The following is a 17,012-nucleotide window of genomic DNA, read 5'->3' on the forward strand; positions in this document are numbered from 1 at the left end:
TGGCATGTAAAAATCCCATTATTCTAAAATACGAATCTTCCTCAATTCCTTAATTTCACGTAGTAAAACACAATCATGGCAATCACTTAGTATTTTCATACCCATGCATGATTTCCCGCAAAGCCTGCACATGTAAACATACGCATTACCATCAAGGCCTATATTAACCACGAATTTATCATTACCAATTAGGATTGATGATTTCGTAATTATACCGCCATCAATAATTAACCTATTAATCAAATAATGCATTGCCATGTTAATTACATCATTAAGTATGTCGTACTTAATTAATGACTTTAATTGATCTTTACGCTCGAGTATTACCATCATGACTGTCCTGGGGTCGTCAATTACTCTCATAATATTGCCATCAATGCTTATCAACGCAGGTAATACATTTATTATCTTCATGACCCTTTGACAGCAATAACTCCTTAGATGCCATTTTTGGCATAGCTTATTAAAAATCATATCTTCATCGTCAACGCAATCGAGGGCCAGACACGTCAATAGGCCCTTAACCGTTGATACGTATATATTTCTCTCACTATTGACTTCACCAATACTTAATGACCTTATTAGCCCATATTGAATCATTTTCCTAGCCTTCTTATAAACCGTTGAGATGGCGAACCTCGTATTCTTGGAAATCCTATATAACGTCACTGGTTCGTTATAAATAATATAAGCCAGTAGATCCTTGATAGTATCGTCAATATCCATCTCGGTCTGGAGTCGCTGCCGTAGTAATCGAATAGTATTAACGTGCTCATCATTGATTACAGATCTATTCATCAACATGGTGCTCATCAGTTACGTATATATTCAGATGAATAAATATGATTTGATCAGTGCATAAAATGCATTAAATAAAATCCCTTATAAATAAAGGGCATGTCTCTATTTAAGGATTCTTCTTAGTATTTAATATGCACGTCATTACATCTACCGTGACATTAACATTATCGCCAAATGAATTACTCACCTCAACTAAGTAGAGACCCGGGTCAAACCTTTGGGACCACATCACATTATTCACGTCAAAGTAACCAACGAGTATTACATCCTCTGCATAGTACGCATTATCACTTATGGGCTCACCAACCCTCTTTATTAATAGGGTTACGTTGCCTAACTGCGTTAATACTGTAATTAATGAAACACCAATGAAGTCTCTGGGTACCATTATTGGGCAGTAAATAGACTCATGTCTACGTAATTGAAACCCAACCAATCTACATGAACTAATCATCGATAAAAACCGCCTAATATCCTCCATACCCAATGCAGCAAGCGGAGTTTCAGAAAGGACCTGAGCAATTAACCTGGCAACCTCCTTAGCCTGACCTAATGGTACGTGTCTCTTCCTCAATTCACTTATACATATTTTAACCTTATCAATCTGTTCATCCGTAACATTAATACCTCGATCTCTAAGCTCCTCCCTTAGTGTCTTAATGACCTCTTCCTCATAGTTATGAAGCATAGGTAAGACCTTATAATGAAAATATTTCTATTTTTAACAAGACCAAGGCGCTCCTCTCACTTCTCTTCAGGTAATGTAGGTGGTGGTAAGTACTCCTCCTCCTTAGCAGCTAACTCCTTAATCCTGCCTAGTCTCTCAGGCTTCAATAATTCATCAAAGACCTCCCTACCAACACTTTTCAACTGAGCAATAACCTCAAAGAGCTCCCTCTTAAAGGCCACAGGCGTCTCCTCAATGAAACCCCTGGCATCAATCCTAGCCTCGGGAATTCCTTCAAAATCCTCTGGGCAAAGTCGTCGGGGACCTCAAGTTCAATTACCTTAAGATAGCCACCGTATAAATCCTTAACCAACTTCTCCAGAGACGTCCCCCTTATCCTCTCGAGTCTCGTCTTATCCAGTATCACGGAGATCTTGTAGGGCATGCCCATCACCTCCTCAACGGCACCTCCATTGGTGGTACATCAACCTCAAGCTCTCTCTCCTTTAACTCAAGGTACTTCTTATTAACGAATGGATAGCCATAAACCCTCCACCACTTAACAATCACCCTATAAACCTCGGGCCTAAAGATTATTGGTGGTGGCTCAACACCCTCCGCAATTAATCCCCTAATGAAACTACCACTGAACCTCTGGCTATGTCGGTGTGCGCGCACGTGTCGCTATAGGTAATTTCACCGCACTTCGGGCAATACCAGAACTCCTTAATGTTAACAGGCCTAATCTTAAGTCCCTTGTCAAGATCATAGGGTGGGGCGTTGAGACCGTAGCTCGGTATGCCCTTCTCCCAAAGTATCTGTGTTGCGTATGGGTCGTAGTAATCGCCGACAGCTGCGTGGTCCCTACCAAACATGTGGTGCGTACAACCCATGTTCTGCCTAATTATACCGTGAAGTAACGACTCAAGTGGATTGCCATACCTCATATCCCATAGCGTGAAGGTAACTATGTGTCTCCTCGGACTTATATAGCCATACTTATTAAGCGCCTCGTGACCCTCGAGTATTGCCTCATCGACGAAGTCGCCGAGCCTCTTGGCACCGATTATAGCATTGACGAGTATTCCATGGCACGGCTCAATATCGCCTAAGTAGGTGCATTCTTCATTAAGTGCTCATGGCCTGTGTGCGGCACATTCCTAGTCTGGTGGGCGATGACAGTCCTCCAGCCCCTCCTCTGTATCTCCTCGCGGGACTTGGCAGGTGGGTACCAGAATCTATTATACGGCTCCTTAAACACAGGCTCATTAATCACGTAAACCTTACCTGCCAATGCTGTGCCGGTCATACTCCTATATATCAACCAGCCGGGGTGCTTCTCATCAAACCTCTTCTTAACAACCTCGGGATTCCTCTCTGGCGTTCCAAACGTCCTATCAGCCAAGTCCTTGGGATCAAACCTCCAAATCTCCTCGACATCAAGTATTGCAAACGGTTGTCCCTTAAGCCTAAGTAATAACCTATCACCCTCCTTAATACTAAGCTTCTTCAGATCATCCTCACTTATATCAAATATTATTGGGAATGGGAACAACCAACCATCGAGGAGCCTCCTCTCCTTAAGCACATTCTCAACCTCATTCCCAGTCATGAACTATCCAGTGGCTGAAGAAGCCGTAGGCGATGGACATTATCTCCCTATACACATTCCTAATGGGTAAGCCACTCACTGGGTCCCTAGTGGCCTTTATGTCGTATGGTACTGCGCCAGCGGCCATGTTAATTGCCTTATCCCTATCCTTAACCACCGCATCCACCAGTTTTCCACCGTGTGGGGGTGGCATGTAGACCTTGAGACTCATATCGACCACCTCATGGGAACTCTATTATGTGTATCACGGGAACCTTCCATAACTCCCACTGACCTGTCTTCGCATCATACCTTGAGTTAACGAATACGTGCCAATTCTCATCGTCGAGCGCTGGGTAATCCGCCCTAACGTAGTAGCCGGGCCACCTGGTCTCCTTCCTAAACAGCATGTGCCTAACCACGGCCTCCGCAGCCAATATCCTATGCCAAAGCTCCCAAACCCTCATTAACTCGTGCCAGTCCTGGGCGGCGGCGTAGTTAAGGAAGTCCTCCTTAAGGAACTGCAGTAACTCTAGACCCCTGTTGAGCATGACTTCATTGGTCATGTAATAATTAGACCAACCACCTGCGCATTCATCCATGATCTTCTGAAGCCTAAATAAGCCCTGTTTCCAGTACATCTTAGTTGGGTCTATTGGATGCATGTAACTCGGGCCGGTGACAACGCTATACTTACCCTTCTGGTAACGCTCCAGTGGTTCCATTACCTTGGCTATTAATGAATCGACTTGTGCCTTATCCACCTCAACCTTCTCATCACTGTGATCCATCACGTATAATACGGCGGACTTACCCGCCAACCTGCCTTCAGTAAATGAACCACTACTAAACTTATGCGGATTAGCGCCGCATGCATCACCTGCGCAGAATAAGCCATCCAGCGTTGTCATCCTGTTATAACCCCAGTAATACTGGTATCCCCTATCATCGGGTAAACCCTCGATCTTCCTGGGCGCCAGATCCTCAGGGCCACTGGGCCATGCACCGCACTCGGTAGCGTGGCTACCCATCACGTAGGGTTCCGTGGTAATTACCTCATATGCCTATCGGCAGGTTCATGGTTCTGCCCAGCCCATATAACTACCTGGCTTATGGTCATGTCAAGGAAGTCCTCATAAGCTATTGCCTCACTCTCCGTACCCCTCTTGACGGTTTCGTCAGTCCTCATGAGGCTTGGCCCACGGCCAGCCATCCACTCAAGGCGTTGGGCGAATACCCTAAGTGTTGTTGGAGTAATGGGTAAGTCTGCGTACTTACCCTTACCGCTGTATAGCTTCCTTATCTCATCGACATGAGGCTTCCAGAAGTCCTGGCCATACGCATTAGTAATTCTCGTCTTAAGTAATAGCTGATATGCACCAACAGGTCCATAGCCGTCCTTAAATCTTGGTACCACAAACCTGGCCTCCATCATTGTCATCACAGCGCCAGCTTCAATCATCATACCATAGGATGAGGCCGAGGACCACGGCGGATACCAACTCCTGCCAAGTCCCTCACCCTGGACCTAGGCTATAAATCTGTGAACCACCGCCTGCGGCTAGTATGGTTGCCTTTGCCTTGAATACGTAAAATGTGCCGTCATTAACGTTAAAGCCTATGGCGCCAACAACCCTATTGGGATTGCCAGGGCTCTTAAGCAGATGCGTAACCATTACCCTATTAAATATGTTCTCATCACCAAGGGCCTTCCTGGCTGCCTCAGCAACTATCGGCTTGTAGGACTCTCCATGAATCATTATTTGCCACTTACCCTCCCTAACATAGCACCCAGTCTTTGGCTCGGGCCATATTGGTAGTCCCCACTCATCGAATAGGTGGACTGTTGAGTCCACATGTCTTGCATAGTCGTAAACGAGGTCTTCCCTCACTATGCCCATTAAGTCGCCCCTGACGTACTTAACGTAGTCCTCAACCGTGTTTTCCTTGCACTTTAGACCCATGTACGTATTGATTGCCGATAGTCCCATCGCCACCGCACCGCTCCTATTAATATTCGCCTTCTCAGCCAATACTATTCTACAGTTTCTACACCAATACCTGGCCTCCCAAGCGGCTCCACTGCCGGCCATCCCACCGCCGATTATTAAGATGTCCGTATCCACATACCTAACCTTCGTCATGTTCTCACCCCCTCACCTCGACCTTAACCACCTCCGGAACCTTCATCCTTGGTAATTCAACACCGAGCTTATTACCACCAAGTTGCTCATGCTCGCAGGATAGGTACGGCGTCCTTAGGAACTCCTTGAGTGGTTCTGGGTACTCCTGCGGTGGCTTTATTGAGCCCCAGGGCGTTGTCCTTATTGGGAATACGAAGTACTTAACCGTGCCGTTCCTATACCTAATCGTCCAGTAAACCCTGTTCGTCTTTTCATCCCTATAGACCTCAACGGCACCACCAAGTGGTGTGAAGTCCATGTAACCCCTTATCTGAACAGCGCCCTGCGGACAATGCTTAACGCAGTTGTAGCACTCCCAGCATGACTCCGGCTCCGCGTTATACGCCTTCCTACCGAATATTCCAGACTTTGTGAACTTCATTATGTGGCTCGGGCATACGTTAACGCAGTCCCCACAACCCGTGCACTTGGCTGGGATTACGTAGGAGGGCATGCACACCACCTCATGAGTGCTTCTTTGGATGACTTGGTACGTGGGACTCAAGCGCTCTCTCGGCTAACTCGCCACTCCACGGCCCAAGCAACCTGGGCTCCACGCCTTTCCAGGTCCTATACTTATCGTATAACTGCCATATGTACATGTAAATTGCATGTCCAAACTTAGTCCAGGGCATTGTGGCGAACATCATGGCCACTAGGAATATGTGCACGCTAAATGCCGTCGCCAATGCGTAGTAGTTCAATGGCATCGTTAACTCAATGCCCATTAATGCAAAGCCGCTTAATGAGACGAAGAAGGCGGTCCAGAGGAAGAAGTCCGTAACTGCAGACTCACTGGTCGGCCTGGTCCCCTGCCACCTAGCGATCATCATAAGTATAAACCCAATAATTATCAAAACGCCACCAACGGCGCCAGTACCTATAACGGCGTATGGACCCATGGGACCAAGCTTACCACCCGGTATGAAAGCCACGAGACCAGGTACATCACTCGAAACCCACTCATCATAAATGAAGCCTAGGACCGTTGATATCGCCGCAAATACGAAGCCCCACCAAATTAATGCATGTGCCACCGCCTTAACCCTAGGTTTCCTTAAGTATAGTGATTGTGTATGGCATGAGGTCATTGGCGCGCCATAGAATGGGTATAGGAAAGCCATGACTAAGCCGGCAATAAAGGCGCCCGCGGAGCCCCAATTCCTCGTTGGACCCTTTATCGGTAATACCCTACTTAAATTTGAAAGGGCCAGTACACCTCTGCCTATCTCAACGGCGAAGCCAATAACCATCTCTATAACCAGCGCTATGGCTCCGTAAATTATCCATAGGTGCGGTATTGGTAGGTACAGTTCGATCATCAATTTCATATTACTTTAGTTAAAAAAAATTATTTATTCCACATTGATTGTGAAAGCTTATATTATGCATATAAATTATTACATATAATAATAAATATAATTGAATATAATATTAATTCTTTATTAATACGGATATATGATTATATTATACCAATTTCTCCAGTAAAAGTTTAGTAATTTTTCTAAAATAAAATTATTAATAATTAATCATTTTATCAGATTTGATATATCTTTATTTAATTCACTAATTAATGGGCAATTATTATTGCATGTCGTATACGTTAACACGCAGTTTTTCTCACATAATCTGCATATGTATACATAAAGCATCTTATTGTTCCTGTAGTATCCTACTAGGAATGAGCTGTTACCAAGTATTATATCTGGCCTTTTAATGTTTGATGTACTATTTATTATACTATTTACCAGGTAATAAATCGAGGTATTCTTTACACTGGTTATTGTTGTCTCGTCGATGAGTTTACTATTTATTGCTGAGTTATTAATTAACGTACTTAATGCCGTTATCATTAGCGTATCTATATTCTCAATTATCCTTAGCTCTCGCCCTTGACTACATACGGTAATATCATCAGTATTGATATTAACCTAATGTTATCATAGTTCCTTAAGTTCCATTTAACCTTAAGTCTATTCAATATGGCATCATCATCGAGACATTTATAGGCTAGGCACGTTAGTAATCCCTTAACTGTAGCTTCGTACATGTGCCTTCCATTTAATTTATCATCCACTTCCTTAGCTATTATCAAGTTGTTCTTGACCATGTATTTAGCCTTTTTATAAATTGATGAGATACTATACGGTGTTTCTCTGGAAATTCTGTATAATGTAATTGGCCCCCTCATGATCACATAGGCAAGTATATCATTTACTACATTGTCGTACTCAACATTTACGAGCCTTCGAAACTCCAGCCTTAGGCTTTCTGGAATCAAACTTGCGTTACCTGTGATGATATCACTGTATTTCATTAAATGTTCATATATATTCATTTGTTATAAAATCAGTTGCTTAGTGCAAAAAATTGCACTAAATAGCGATAAAACATAAATGGTCGTTTTTCAGTGGAAAAAACATTAATTAATATTCAAATGCATTTAAATAACCAACGCTCTATAAACCAAGTCCATAAGCCCTGAATACTTAATCTCCTTACTATACATTTTATTTAGGTATGGAACAACATGACTGAGTTGAGCTTTACAAATTGAACAAGGCCTAATAATCCATTGAGCATTCTTCTTAAGTGCTTCCTCATACCAGAGCCTTGCGTATTGCGTGACTAATGGTACTACCTCATCCGTTAGATTCCCTCCTTGACCTCCACAGCACCAGTCCATGACCTATTATGTTCTGGGTCAACCCACTTCTTAACAACGTGACTAAGTATGAACCTTGGTTCCTCCGTTAAGTCCCCTCCCTAGCATATTGGCATGGGTCTTGATACATATAGATTATGTCGCCATTGGCCTCAGGGTTTAGTTTTATCTTTCCGTTTCTTATTGCCTTCGCGACGAGGTGGTGTATATGCACTAATTCTATTCCGTATTCTTTAAGCCTTGGTAATGTATAATTCTTGTGAGCTCTCCATGCATGGCCGCACTCACCAGCAATTACTAACTTTACGCCTAATTCTCTGGCAACGCTAACGTACTTTTCTGCTAATCCCTGGAGGTGCTTAGGATGTAGGAATAATCCGAAGTTGGCCACCTCTACTGCCTTTGTGCTTAATGTATAGTCTATACCGGCGGCGTGTAGGAATAGTAGATAGCCCTTGAGGGTCTCCATATTCATGAAGTAGTCGGCTGATGACGGTAGTAATAAGGCGTAGGCTGGTTCATCGATCTTGACCTTAAGTTCAACTCCTTTTTCCTGCTTTATTTCCTTGACTACGAAGTCGATTATGGACTTAACAGCCCCAGGAGTCAAATTCATGTTATTACCACTCTTCCAATGAGCATCTACCGTTAATGCCGTGAACCTAGACGCCATACCTATTTCATAAAGTATCGCCCTAACAGCCTAGTTACATCAGTCTGCTCAACACCAAACGGGCAGGCATAGCCACACCTCCTACATATTAGGCATAGCCAGTAATACGTATAAACCTTCCTTATATAATTCATATCAATCTTCTTAACAGCACCGACAGCCTTACCAAATAACTTACCGCTGACCTTATCCGCCTTAATTACGGCCCTTATTAACTCAGCACGCCCGACAGGTGAGTTATACGGATCACCAGTCGTTATGTATGTTGGACAGGCACTCATGCACTGACCGCAATGAACGCATACATCCACAGCCATCTTAACATTCTTATTATTGTTATACTCCTCAAGTAGCCTTTTCTTAAAGTACTCTACCTTCTCTTCGTCGGTAATTGCTGTTTGCTTAAATTTAATGGTCTCATGAAGTCTTGAGACCAGCTTTTCATCAGCCATGTAGTGCATAAAGTTTGATACATCACCCCACTTGAATGGTCTTTCCTTGAATACCTTATCGTAGGCCATAACCCATCACCTCATCTCTGGTACCTTCACCTTTATCGCTGGCCTTGCTATTGTTGGCATGAAGAGGAATGAGAATGGGTGCATCATCTTGCCCCATGGGAAGTAAGCTATGAAGATCATGGCAAGTAATGCATGTACCTGGAGTATTGGGTAGTTAATTATTGGTTGGATGTCTGGATGAAGCATGACGAGGGACCACATCCACCTACTGATAATATCAATATATGCTGGATTATACGGTGTTATACCAAGTGTTTGGTAAAGGCCGAGAACTATTATTGCTAGAAGTATTGCCACTGCAAAGTAGTCATCGAGAAAGCTAAACATACGTAGAGGGATGCGTACCTTATACTCATTCATTACCCTCACGGTAATTGTTCTACCGGTGATTCTCCTAGCGATGAGAATTAATAATCCAATTAACGCTATTGTACCTGCTGTACCACCAACATACAATGCGATTATGTGGTGAAGACTTGGTGTTAATCCAAACCATTCCTCTAGGTACGTACCTGGGATTATTATGCCGAGATGCCCTATTAATGCGATCCAAATTCCCCAATGGAATAAGAAGGAGCCTATGAACAATGACTGATCCCTGTCCCTACCAGGTAATGTATAGAAAATGAATATTCTTTTAAGAACCTCTATTGTCGTTGAGCCCCAACCATCCCTATATAGGCAAACATTAGCATTGTAAAGCCCCACTAATCCCTTTGCTGATACCCATGTGGCCATCCTATATATGATGCCCACTAGAAATATTATCACCACAACGTATGGAATATATCCGTATAGAATGAGGTAGAGCTCGTTCATTGCCGCATCATTCTAAGGAAAAATAAAAAAACATTATTTCACGTAGTATGGGCAAAATGGAATAAAAATATGGCATTATTATCCAATATAGTAATGAGTAATGATGAGGATGAAAGAAGCAAGGAAATACTCGAAATAATAAGGAGAGCTAAAGATGCAGGTTTTATCGAGGAAATCAGTATATCTGATGTAATCGAAGATGTAATAAAATCAACAGAGGAGGTTAACATCATATTGTATATGCAGAGCAGTGCACCTATATTAATAAACGCAGCTAAGGAAGAGGGTTACGTATCACTTGCCCTACTTGATTTAAATCTCACAATGAATATCAACCTTGAAGAATACCCCGCTATCGCGCAGTCTTTTACGAATCTTGAAGAGATAACTACAAGGATAGGTTATGAGTTGTATGGAGATAGGTCAATTGCGCCGTTTCTATTTCCACTTAAACTTAATATGAATGATAAAAGAGCAACCATTATCTGTGGAATAAAGGCTGCGATCACCGAAGATTTATTTAATGAAAACTTCATAGAGGGTTTAATAGATAATCTAGAGCTTAATTATACTGAATATTTTACAAGCATTTTAAATAATATTGAGGTCACCAAGAAAGGAGAATAGAGTTCTTAGCGGTTTCAAATAAATCCTTTGGTTCCGCAATGATTACGCCATCTATAAGTTCTTCCCTTTTAACATTGAAACCCTCCATGCAACCTTACAAGCCATCACCTTAACATTATTCTTTATGGCCTCCCTTACCATATTCCTTGTGGTCTCACTTAATTTTTCAAACACGCCCCTCTTAGCAATTAGTATAGAGTGAAGTGCTAGGTATATAAAAACATCGTAACCTAAGGATGAAGCAATCAATGCGAGCCTTAACACGGCTTGAATGCGATCCTCCTCTGAAGGGGGCATGGTTGTAAAGAAAATAATCCTACCCTTTTCGCTCATTGATGATTAGCAATGCCCAGGTTATTTTGCTTTTATTTCACATAAACCATGAAATAAAAGGAGTACCTATTCTTTTTTTAATTAGGAAGTCGAGGTATGGTTCCTTCAAATCAACCATTGCGTTAACCACAAGTTCTGCTAAACCACCATAATGTATATTGTAAAGTTTCGTTGCATTATAATGCGCTAATACGTCCCTTAACTCTCCCTTACAGTTAGAACAGGGTGCGCATACGTACTTAGGTATCCCTGAATCCACAACATCCTTAAACGCCTCAAGTATCTGCTTAAACTTCATCCTTGATGCCACCTTCACCCTCCACTCGGTAAAGTTCATCGAAGTCATGATTGCGAACCCACTACCACCACCACAGCAATAATTATATACGCCATGCGGTTCCATTTCCCTAAATAATGGAGCAATCCTCCTAAGGATCTCCCTCTGTGGCTGAACTATCCCTGCCAGCCTAACTATATTGCATGGATCATGTAGTGTAACTGGGAAATTATTTTTGTTGGGGTCAAGGTTAAGCTTATTACTTAATACGATATCTCTCAATAATGGAAGAACGCTCTCCCTCGGTATTCTATATTCGCCCTGAAGGATTCTATCCGCAACGACAATAAATGCCTTGGTGGCATGGCCGCACTCTCCAACGACTATTTTCTTAACGTCTAATTTTCGGGCAACCTCAACATGCCTAAGGGCTATTCTGGCGAGTTGAACATCATCATACCAAACACCGTAATTAACGGCATCATAACCAACCAACTCACTGCTTAATGTCCAGTTTATGCCTGCCTCCTCAAATATTATAGCATATGCCGCTGGATTTTCAGGCCATGATAAGTATTCACCAGCGTTATGAATAAGGAGTATATCAGCGCCCTTTTCATCAACTGGAATCTTAATTTTCTTGCCTGTCTTCTCATATATTAAATCCTCCATGTACTTAACCATATTAAGGAACGCCTTAGGATTCATACCTGTTGATGAACCAGTCTTTAATTGAAGCATTGTGCCTCTTTCATGAAGTGCCTTTGGTGCTATTCCTAATTCCTGGGCAAAGAGCTTTCTTAATTCATGAGTTATTAAGCCATTATCTATACCAAGCGGGCAGACTTGAACACACCTTCTACATAGCGTACACCTATAGGCTAGCTCTCCCAATCTTAATATTGTATAAACGTTCAGTTCAATATCGACCCCAGGTTTCTTAGCAATATACTTATTGTAAATTCTCCTCAGTACCTCAGATCTATACGTTGGCCTGTATATTTCCTTTCTACCGCTCGCCACGTATATTGGGCATGCCTCAGCACAGTTCTGGCACTTGGCACAGTATTCAAGGGCTAACAGAAGTGGTTGTAGGAAGGTCCAGTTATCATTTTTTGATGTCAACTTCCTTAATCCATCAAGGAACTTCTTAACTAACCTGTCTTCCTCATCCTTACCCTTTGGCTTCCACGGTATGTCAATTGCTATATAACCATCAAGTTCAGTAACGTAATTCTTACTCCACTCAGGCTTTGGTTCTGTCATTAGAGGTTCCATATCCAGTTTATCATATGGTGGAGGTAGGGGCATTAAGTCCGTGAGACTTATCCTGATTAATTGGCCACCGGATTTACTAATATCCTTAATTTTAACTATGTTGTGCTTATCACCCATGAGCAGTCACCCCAAGCACATTATTCACCCAGGTATCGCCAGACTTAATGTGAGGATCACTCCAGGATAAGGTTAGCTTAAGTAGTTCCTGAATTCTTCTATCTAGCTGTCCAATGTTTGGTTCATCATCCCAAAGCACCTTATGGTAAGTGAAGTACTTACCTATAAAGTGTGTAATTCTTGAGAATGGTATATAGGCAATGAGGATCTGAAGTATCGCGAGATGAACCATGGTTATTACATATAGACTTGGCGATGATGATGATAACGGGTTAATTAAACTGCTCATGAATTCCCTAGCCAAGTTAAAATCTGGGTCAAAAAAACCATGCCAAGAACCCACTTAATAATGCAAGTAATATAATAATTAAATTGAAATAGTCAGGTATTGTTGTGTAGTCCCTTAGTACTGGGTCAATTAACCTCCTAGTCAACAATCCTAAACCTCCTATTATAGCAATTAAGTCACCCACCACGCCAATTACTATGGTGGCATAATATACAAATAAGGCCCAGTGGTTCGCTGATGGTATGGGTATACCTACGTATGTAATTGTAATTGCACCTAGAAATACTAAAATAAACCAAATTAATATCAAATATATGCCTAAGTGAAATAAGTATGATAAAAACCATAATCTCTTATTATTCCTGTATATCCTTACTATAAAGAGCATCTCCTTAAGCATCTCCTTAAGTTCACCAAACACTGAAACTAGGCGTCCTTTACTCCACCAATTAACTTCTTCTAAATAACTACCACCATACTCAGCCTTAAATGCCTCATGGGGGACTGGATAAAGCTCCCACCTTAGGTGTAAGGGCATTGATGACCACCTCCACCATTTATACGCGATGCCAACCACAAAAATAATAAACGAGATATACGACGTATATCTAAACACTAATGCGTAAATCATCAATTCGTACATTTCGTTTATTTATTTATCCTTTATTTCACATGCATCGAAGTAATATACGTTCCACGTGTAATAAGCTTTTCAAAATAATTGTACTGAACAATCTATGATAAGGCATGGGCGTAGAAACTTCCCAAAAATCGAGCGACCTAGAACGTGGTATGAAGATGCTTGAATACCTTGAGAAGGGTCCCTGGCCTAGCTATGTCACAGAACTTAAGAAGACGAAGTACCCACTTGAACCCTACGCCGAGGGCCTAGCCAGGAAGTACACACCATGGTATAGTGGTTCCTTTAGGGTTAGGTATGTATTCAGTGGTATATTGGCTAGGAGGAGTAGGGATGGTAAGTTCGTGGAGATTCACTTCAGGACCTATGCACCAGCCGGCAGATTCTACTCAACTAGTTACCTGAGGAAGGTTGTCGAGGTTGCCAAGAGGTATGGAATTGGCTTAGTGGAGTTCGGTGGCAACACGGGCGCGTTGGTCATGAATATGATTGCGGAGAAGGCTGATGAAGCTGTTGATGCCATTAGGACCATAATGGTAGTGACGTTGGTGGTTCAGGCGATACGTTCAGGGAATTCTACGCATGCCCGGGGCCAGCCCTTTGCGAATTTACATTATACGATACATTACATGCAATGGATTACGTTAGGTCACACCCAGCGGTTTATAGGTACTTAAACACGCAGATGTTCCCGTACAAGATAAAGTTCAAGTTCAGTGGTTGTCCAATGGACTGCGCCACGGCAAATTCCAGGGCTGACTTCGCATTAATCGGCACCTGGATTGGTGCCCCTGAGGTTGATCAGGGATTGTTTAGGAAGATGGTTGAGGAGGGTAAGATAAATCCGAAAGAAATTGTTGATTCATGTCCGTCAAAGGCCATTACCTGGGATGAGGAAAAGAAGGAGCTTAGGATCGATGGCTCTAAGTGCTTAAAGGCTATGAATTGCATTAGGAAGGCATTCCCAGCAATAAGACCAGGTAAGAATAGGAAGATCGCTTTGCTCGTTGGTGCTCATGTTCAGGGGCACTTCGGACCTAAGCTTGCAAGAGCCGTTGCCCTGTTGGACTCTATTGAGGAAGTTATTCCATTTGCCACAGAATTAATTAATAAATACATGGAGCTAGCTCCACGTAGGCATAGAATAGGCGACATGATAATTAAGAGAGGTTTTAAGGTCATTAGTGAGGTTGCTGACAAGACTCTACCAAATAAGCCCAAAGGAACACCATCATCACATTTGAGGATCTCAATAGGGACTAATTTAACCGATGATGAGAGGAAAATGTATGAAGATTGGGCTAAACAAATAATGAACGAATACTTTGGAGGTGGTTCTAGTTCGAGGTGATGGGTATGAGTCTCTCCATAACTCCTGAACCTAGGGATAGGTCAAATAAGAGGTTACCAGTACCGTTCTCGGCCCAATTACCTGAAGTTATTAGGAGTAATTATGGTAGGTGGATTGATAGGAAGTTCCATGGTAATGGAATCATTGAACATATATCCGAGACTGGTGATAAGGTATTCACGGTTAAGGTTGGTTTACCGCCAAACAGCAGGGTTAGTGTAGATACTCTTGAGAAGTTCATAGAGATTGCTGACAAATATGGTTTAGGCGTTGTTAGGGCTACTAGGGGCATGAACCTTGAGTTCATAACTGACAGTTTAGACAAGGCCTTGAAGATTAAAGAGGAGGTTGAGAAACTCGGCTTCCCGGTGGGAGGATGGGGGGAATCTCTATGGCATATAACATCATGCACGGCTTACCTAACTTGTACAACAGCGGTTGTTGATGCACCATCAATAACCCAGGTACTCTATAATCACTTAAAGCCGTTCTTCACTGGTGAGGTGAAGTTACCGGCTAAGTTAATGATTTTTGTGGCGGGTTGTACAAATACATGTGGCGGTACGCTAGCCGGTGACATAGTGATTGTTGGGCACTATGGACAAGCACCAAAGCCTGACCCAGAGAGGATAAAGTTCTGTCTACCTACTAGTGCCGAAGCTCTCAAGAAGGTTGTACCTGACATAGCGGCTGTATGCCCTGTTGGTGCAGTTAAGCTCTTTGGTAAGCCAGATGGTTCGGTAGGTATCGAAATTGATGAGAGGAAGTGCATAGCATGTGGTAGATGTAAGAATGTCTGCGATTACCTTGATTGGGATCCATCAAAGATTGGCGTTGCAATATTCGTGGGCGGTAAGACGAGTAATACGGGCACAGGACCGAGGTTACCCTATAAAGTAATTCCATGGTTACCGGTCAACCCACCCGAGTACAGGGAAATCGTGGCAGCCGTAAGAAAAATAATCGATGTGTGGAGGAGAGAGGCTAAGCCTGGCGAAAGACTTGGCGACTTCATTGATAGGATAAGTATTGATGAGTTCATGAATAAGCTTGGCGTTCCAAGGACTAGACATAACAGGTGTGAGGAGATTTCCTGGAACTTTGGTGTTAGGCAGTTCATAACATATATGTAATTATTTGATGCCCTTGTTAAAAATGATTAAATTATTTTTATCTTTATTTGAAATTCCAATGAATTTATGTGTTTAAAATGATAAACATAGTTTTAACTCCACCAGGGATTGAATACATTAAATACTTAAGGGAGGTTGCATATCACTATGATACTTTCATTGCTGAGGTTCCTAACGTTGAGGGTGTTAGACGGTATTTAAATGGTGAGATTGATTTTAATCAATTGCTTTATGAGATTGAGTATTTTGATGTCGATTATTCCAGGGAGTTTTACGGGATGTTAAGGGGACTTATTAATAACGGTATTAATGTGGTGCCTATTGATCCCTATGGCTCAATTAGTATGAGGATTAGGGTTAGGGCAATACTTAATGATTTGGGTCATGTGTCATTAAGTAATGAGGAGGGGTATATAGCCTTCATAGAATTGAGGATCGCCGAAGCTTATAGAGGCTATAATTCAGCATTGCTTAGGGGTAGCTTTGAGGATGCTGTGAGGTATGTCTTGAGGTATGCGAGGCTCGATGCGGAGAGGATAAAGTTTAGGTCTGAGTTGAGAGCTAGGGAAATAGTGAAGCTATTACGTAGTTTAAACGGGCATCACGATGTATTGATACACGCGGATCATTATAATGAGGTCCTTATGGATTACTTAAGCAGAAAATTAATGTGTAAACCAGGTGTCATAAGGCTTGGTGATGCGGTAAGTAAGAGGTTGGGAATAAGGCCATGGGCTCATCCAGGAGTTAGGCTAACTAATAATTACGTTTATGAGGTATCCATGGATAAAAATGGGGAGTATCTACTTGCGTCTCGGGCATTAATATATGCATTATTAAAGGTGAGGGTTTTTAGAAGGGTTGATAGGGGAGTGCTCGGTGATAGGGCTATACTGATTGACAGTTCGTTAATGAGGTTAGCATATGGATTGAGTATTGATGATGCTAGGGGCATTTTTAGGAAGTTAGTGATGCCGAGGAATATGTTTAGGATAAGAGTGTAAAGAGTTTATCGTCATGCAATTACACATATCACGTGAAATAACC

The 17,012-nt window shown here is 42.3% G+C and carries 19 protein-coding genes and 3 pseudogenes; 5 read left to right on the forward strand and 17 right to left on the reverse strand.

The window, feature by feature from the left end:
• Window positions 1–18: 18 nt before the first annotated feature.
• The 13 genes and pseudogenes from JCM16159_RS04720 to JCM16159_RS04765 all read right to left on the reverse strand — a co-directional run bounded on the left by JCM16159_RS04720 (window position 19) and on the right by JCM16159_RS04765 (window position 9,920).
• Complete coding sequence (locus JCM16159_RS04720; RefSeq protein ID WP_054857107.1) at window positions 19–813, reverse strand: hypothetical protein; 795 nt, start codon at window positions 811–813, stop codon at window positions 19–21.
• 94 nt (window positions 814–907) lie between these two features.
• Window positions 908–1,489 (reverse strand): hypothetical protein, encoded by a 582-nt coding sequence (locus tag JCM16159_RS04725; protein WP_054857108.1) that lies wholly within the window; start codon window positions 1,487–1,489, stop codon window positions 908–910.
• Window positions 1,490–1,545: 56 nt separating this feature from the next.
• Window positions 1,546–1,710: a hypothetical protein gene (locus JCM16159_RS14710; protein WP_243665919.1), complete on the reverse strand. Its 165-nt coding sequence runs from the start codon at window positions 1,708–1,710 to the stop codon at window positions 1,546–1,548.
• Complete coding sequence (locus JCM16159_RS14715; protein WP_243665920.1) at window positions 1,668–1,919, reverse strand: hypothetical protein; 252 nt, start codon at window positions 1,917–1,919, stop codon at window positions 1,668–1,670. The genes JCM16159_RS14710 and JCM16159_RS14715 overlap by 43 nt, the downstream gene beginning before the upstream one ends.
• Window positions 1,919–3,291 (reverse strand): annotated as a pseudogene (sat, locus tag JCM16159_RS04735) (sulfate adenylyltransferase). Before sat ends, JCM16159_RS14715 begins: the two are co-directional and overlap by 1 nt.
• A 10-nt stretch (window positions 3,292–3,301) precedes the next feature.
• A pseudogene (gene aprA, locus JCM16159_RS04740) lies at window positions 3,302–5,203 on the reverse strand (adenylyl-sulfate reductase subunit alpha).
• Window positions 5,204–5,207: 4 nt separating this feature from the next.
• A complete protein-coding gene (gene aprB, locus JCM16159_RS04745) occupies window positions 5,208–5,696 on the reverse strand; it encodes an adenylyl-sulfate reductase subunit beta (protein WP_054857205.1) in 489 nt (162 codons plus the stop codon).
• A gap of 10 nt (window positions 5,697–5,706) precedes the next feature.
• Window positions 5,707–6,564 (reverse strand): hypothetical protein, encoded by an 858-nt coding sequence (locus JCM16159_RS04750; RefSeq protein WP_054857206.1) that lies wholly within the window; start codon window positions 6,562–6,564, stop codon window positions 5,707–5,709.
• A gap of 557 nt (window positions 6,565–7,121) precedes the next feature.
• Window positions 7,122–7,523 (reverse strand): hypothetical protein, encoded by a 402-nt coding sequence (locus tag JCM16159_RS14720; protein ID WP_243665921.1) that lies wholly within the window; start codon window positions 7,521–7,523, stop codon window positions 7,122–7,124.
• 162 nt (window positions 7,524–7,685) lie between these two features.
• Complete coding sequence (locus JCM16159_RS14725) at window positions 7,686–7,928, reverse strand: heterodisulfide reductase-related iron-sulfur binding cluster (protein WP_243665922.1); 243 nt, start codon at window positions 7,926–7,928, stop codon at window positions 7,686–7,688.
• 67 nt (window positions 7,929–7,995) lie between these two features.
• Window positions 7,996–8,580, reverse strand: coding sequence for a (Fe-S)-binding protein (locus tag JCM16159_RS14730; protein ID WP_243665923.1), 585 nt, complete (start codon window positions 8,578–8,580; stop codon window positions 7,996–7,998).
• A gap of 2 nt (window positions 8,581–8,582) precedes the next feature.
• A complete protein-coding gene (locus tag JCM16159_RS14735; protein WP_243665924.1) occupies window positions 8,583–9,101 on the reverse strand; it encodes a 4Fe-4S dicluster domain-containing protein in 519 nt (172 codons plus the stop codon).
• 6 nt (window positions 9,102–9,107) lie between these two features.
• A complete protein-coding gene (locus tag JCM16159_RS04765; RefSeq protein ID WP_054857109.1) occupies window positions 9,108–9,920 on the reverse strand; it encodes a respiratory nitrate reductase subunit gamma in 813 nt (270 codons plus the stop codon).
• Between the two features lie 93 nt (window positions 9,921–10,013).
• Between JCM16159_RS04765 and JCM16159_RS04770 the strand changes: the two genes are divergently transcribed.
• Window positions 10,014–10,547: a hypothetical protein gene (locus JCM16159_RS04770; protein ID WP_054857207.1), complete on the forward strand. Its 534-nt coding sequence runs from the start codon at window positions 10,014–10,016 to the stop codon at window positions 10,545–10,547.
• Between the two features lie 51 nt (window positions 10,548–10,598).
• Here JCM16159_RS04770 and JCM16159_RS04775 read toward each other — a convergent pair whose 3' ends face one another.
• The 4 genes from JCM16159_RS04775 to JCM16159_RS14745 are packed head-to-tail and all read right to left on the reverse strand — an operon-like array spanning window position 10,599 to window position 13,262.
• The gene (locus JCM16159_RS04775; protein WP_243665925.1) at window positions 10,599–10,880 is read right to left on the reverse strand and encodes a DsrE family protein; all 282 of its coding nucleotides are present in this window, start codon (window positions 10,878–10,880) and stop codon (window positions 10,599–10,601) included.
• A gap of 37 nt (window positions 10,881–10,917) precedes the next feature.
• Complete coding sequence (locus JCM16159_RS04780) at window positions 10,918–12,552, reverse strand: (Fe-S)-binding protein (protein ID WP_054857110.1); 1,635 nt, start codon at window positions 12,550–12,552, stop codon at window positions 10,918–10,920.
• Window positions 12,545–12,841: a hypothetical protein gene (locus tag JCM16159_RS14740; protein WP_243665926.1), complete on the reverse strand. Its 297-nt coding sequence runs from the start codon at window positions 12,839–12,841 to the stop codon at window positions 12,545–12,547. Before JCM16159_RS14740 ends, JCM16159_RS04780 begins: the two co-directional genes overlap by 8 nt.
• 28 nt (window positions 12,842–12,869) lie before the next feature.
• Window positions 12,870–13,262 (reverse strand): respiratory nitrate reductase subunit gamma, encoded by a 393-nt coding sequence (locus JCM16159_RS14745; RefSeq protein WP_243665927.1) that lies wholly within the window; start codon window positions 13,260–13,262, stop codon window positions 12,870–12,872.
• A gap of 377 nt (window positions 13,263–13,639) precedes the next feature.
• On the opposite strand from JCM16159_RS14745, the gene JCM16159_RS18605 reads away from it, so the two are divergent.
• The 4 genes and pseudogenes from JCM16159_RS18605 (at window position 13,640) to JCM16159_RS04800 (ending at window position 16,969) form a co-directional block, all read left to right on the forward strand.
• A complete protein-coding gene (locus tag JCM16159_RS18605; RefSeq protein ID WP_367834314.1) occupies window positions 13,640–14,158 on the forward strand; it encodes a hypothetical protein in 519 nt (172 codons plus the stop codon).
• A pseudogene (locus JCM16159_RS18610) lies at window positions 14,095–14,832 on the forward strand (sulfite reductase, dissimilatory-type subunit alpha); the annotation flags it as partial. The gene JCM16159_RS18605 and the pseudogene JCM16159_RS18610, both read left to right, overlap by 64 nt.
• A complete protein-coding gene (gene dsrB / locus JCM16159_RS04795; protein ID WP_243666028.1) occupies window positions 14,832–15,965 on the forward strand; it encodes a dissimilatory-type sulfite reductase subunit beta in 1,134 nt (377 codons plus the stop codon). The pseudogene JCM16159_RS18610 and the gene dsrB, both read left to right, overlap by 1 nt.
• A gap of 77 nt (window positions 15,966–16,042) precedes the next feature.
• A complete protein-coding gene (locus JCM16159_RS04800) occupies window positions 16,043–16,969 on the forward strand; it encodes a hypothetical protein (RefSeq protein WP_054857111.1) in 927 nt (308 codons plus the stop codon).
• Window positions 16,970–17,012 lie beyond the last annotated feature (43 nt).

Origin of the sequence: Vulcanisaeta sp. JCM 16159 (assembly GCF_001316265.1) — an archaeon.
Taxonomy (GTDB): domain Archaea; phylum Thermoproteota; class Thermoprotei; order Thermoproteales; family Thermocladiaceae; genus Vulcanisaeta.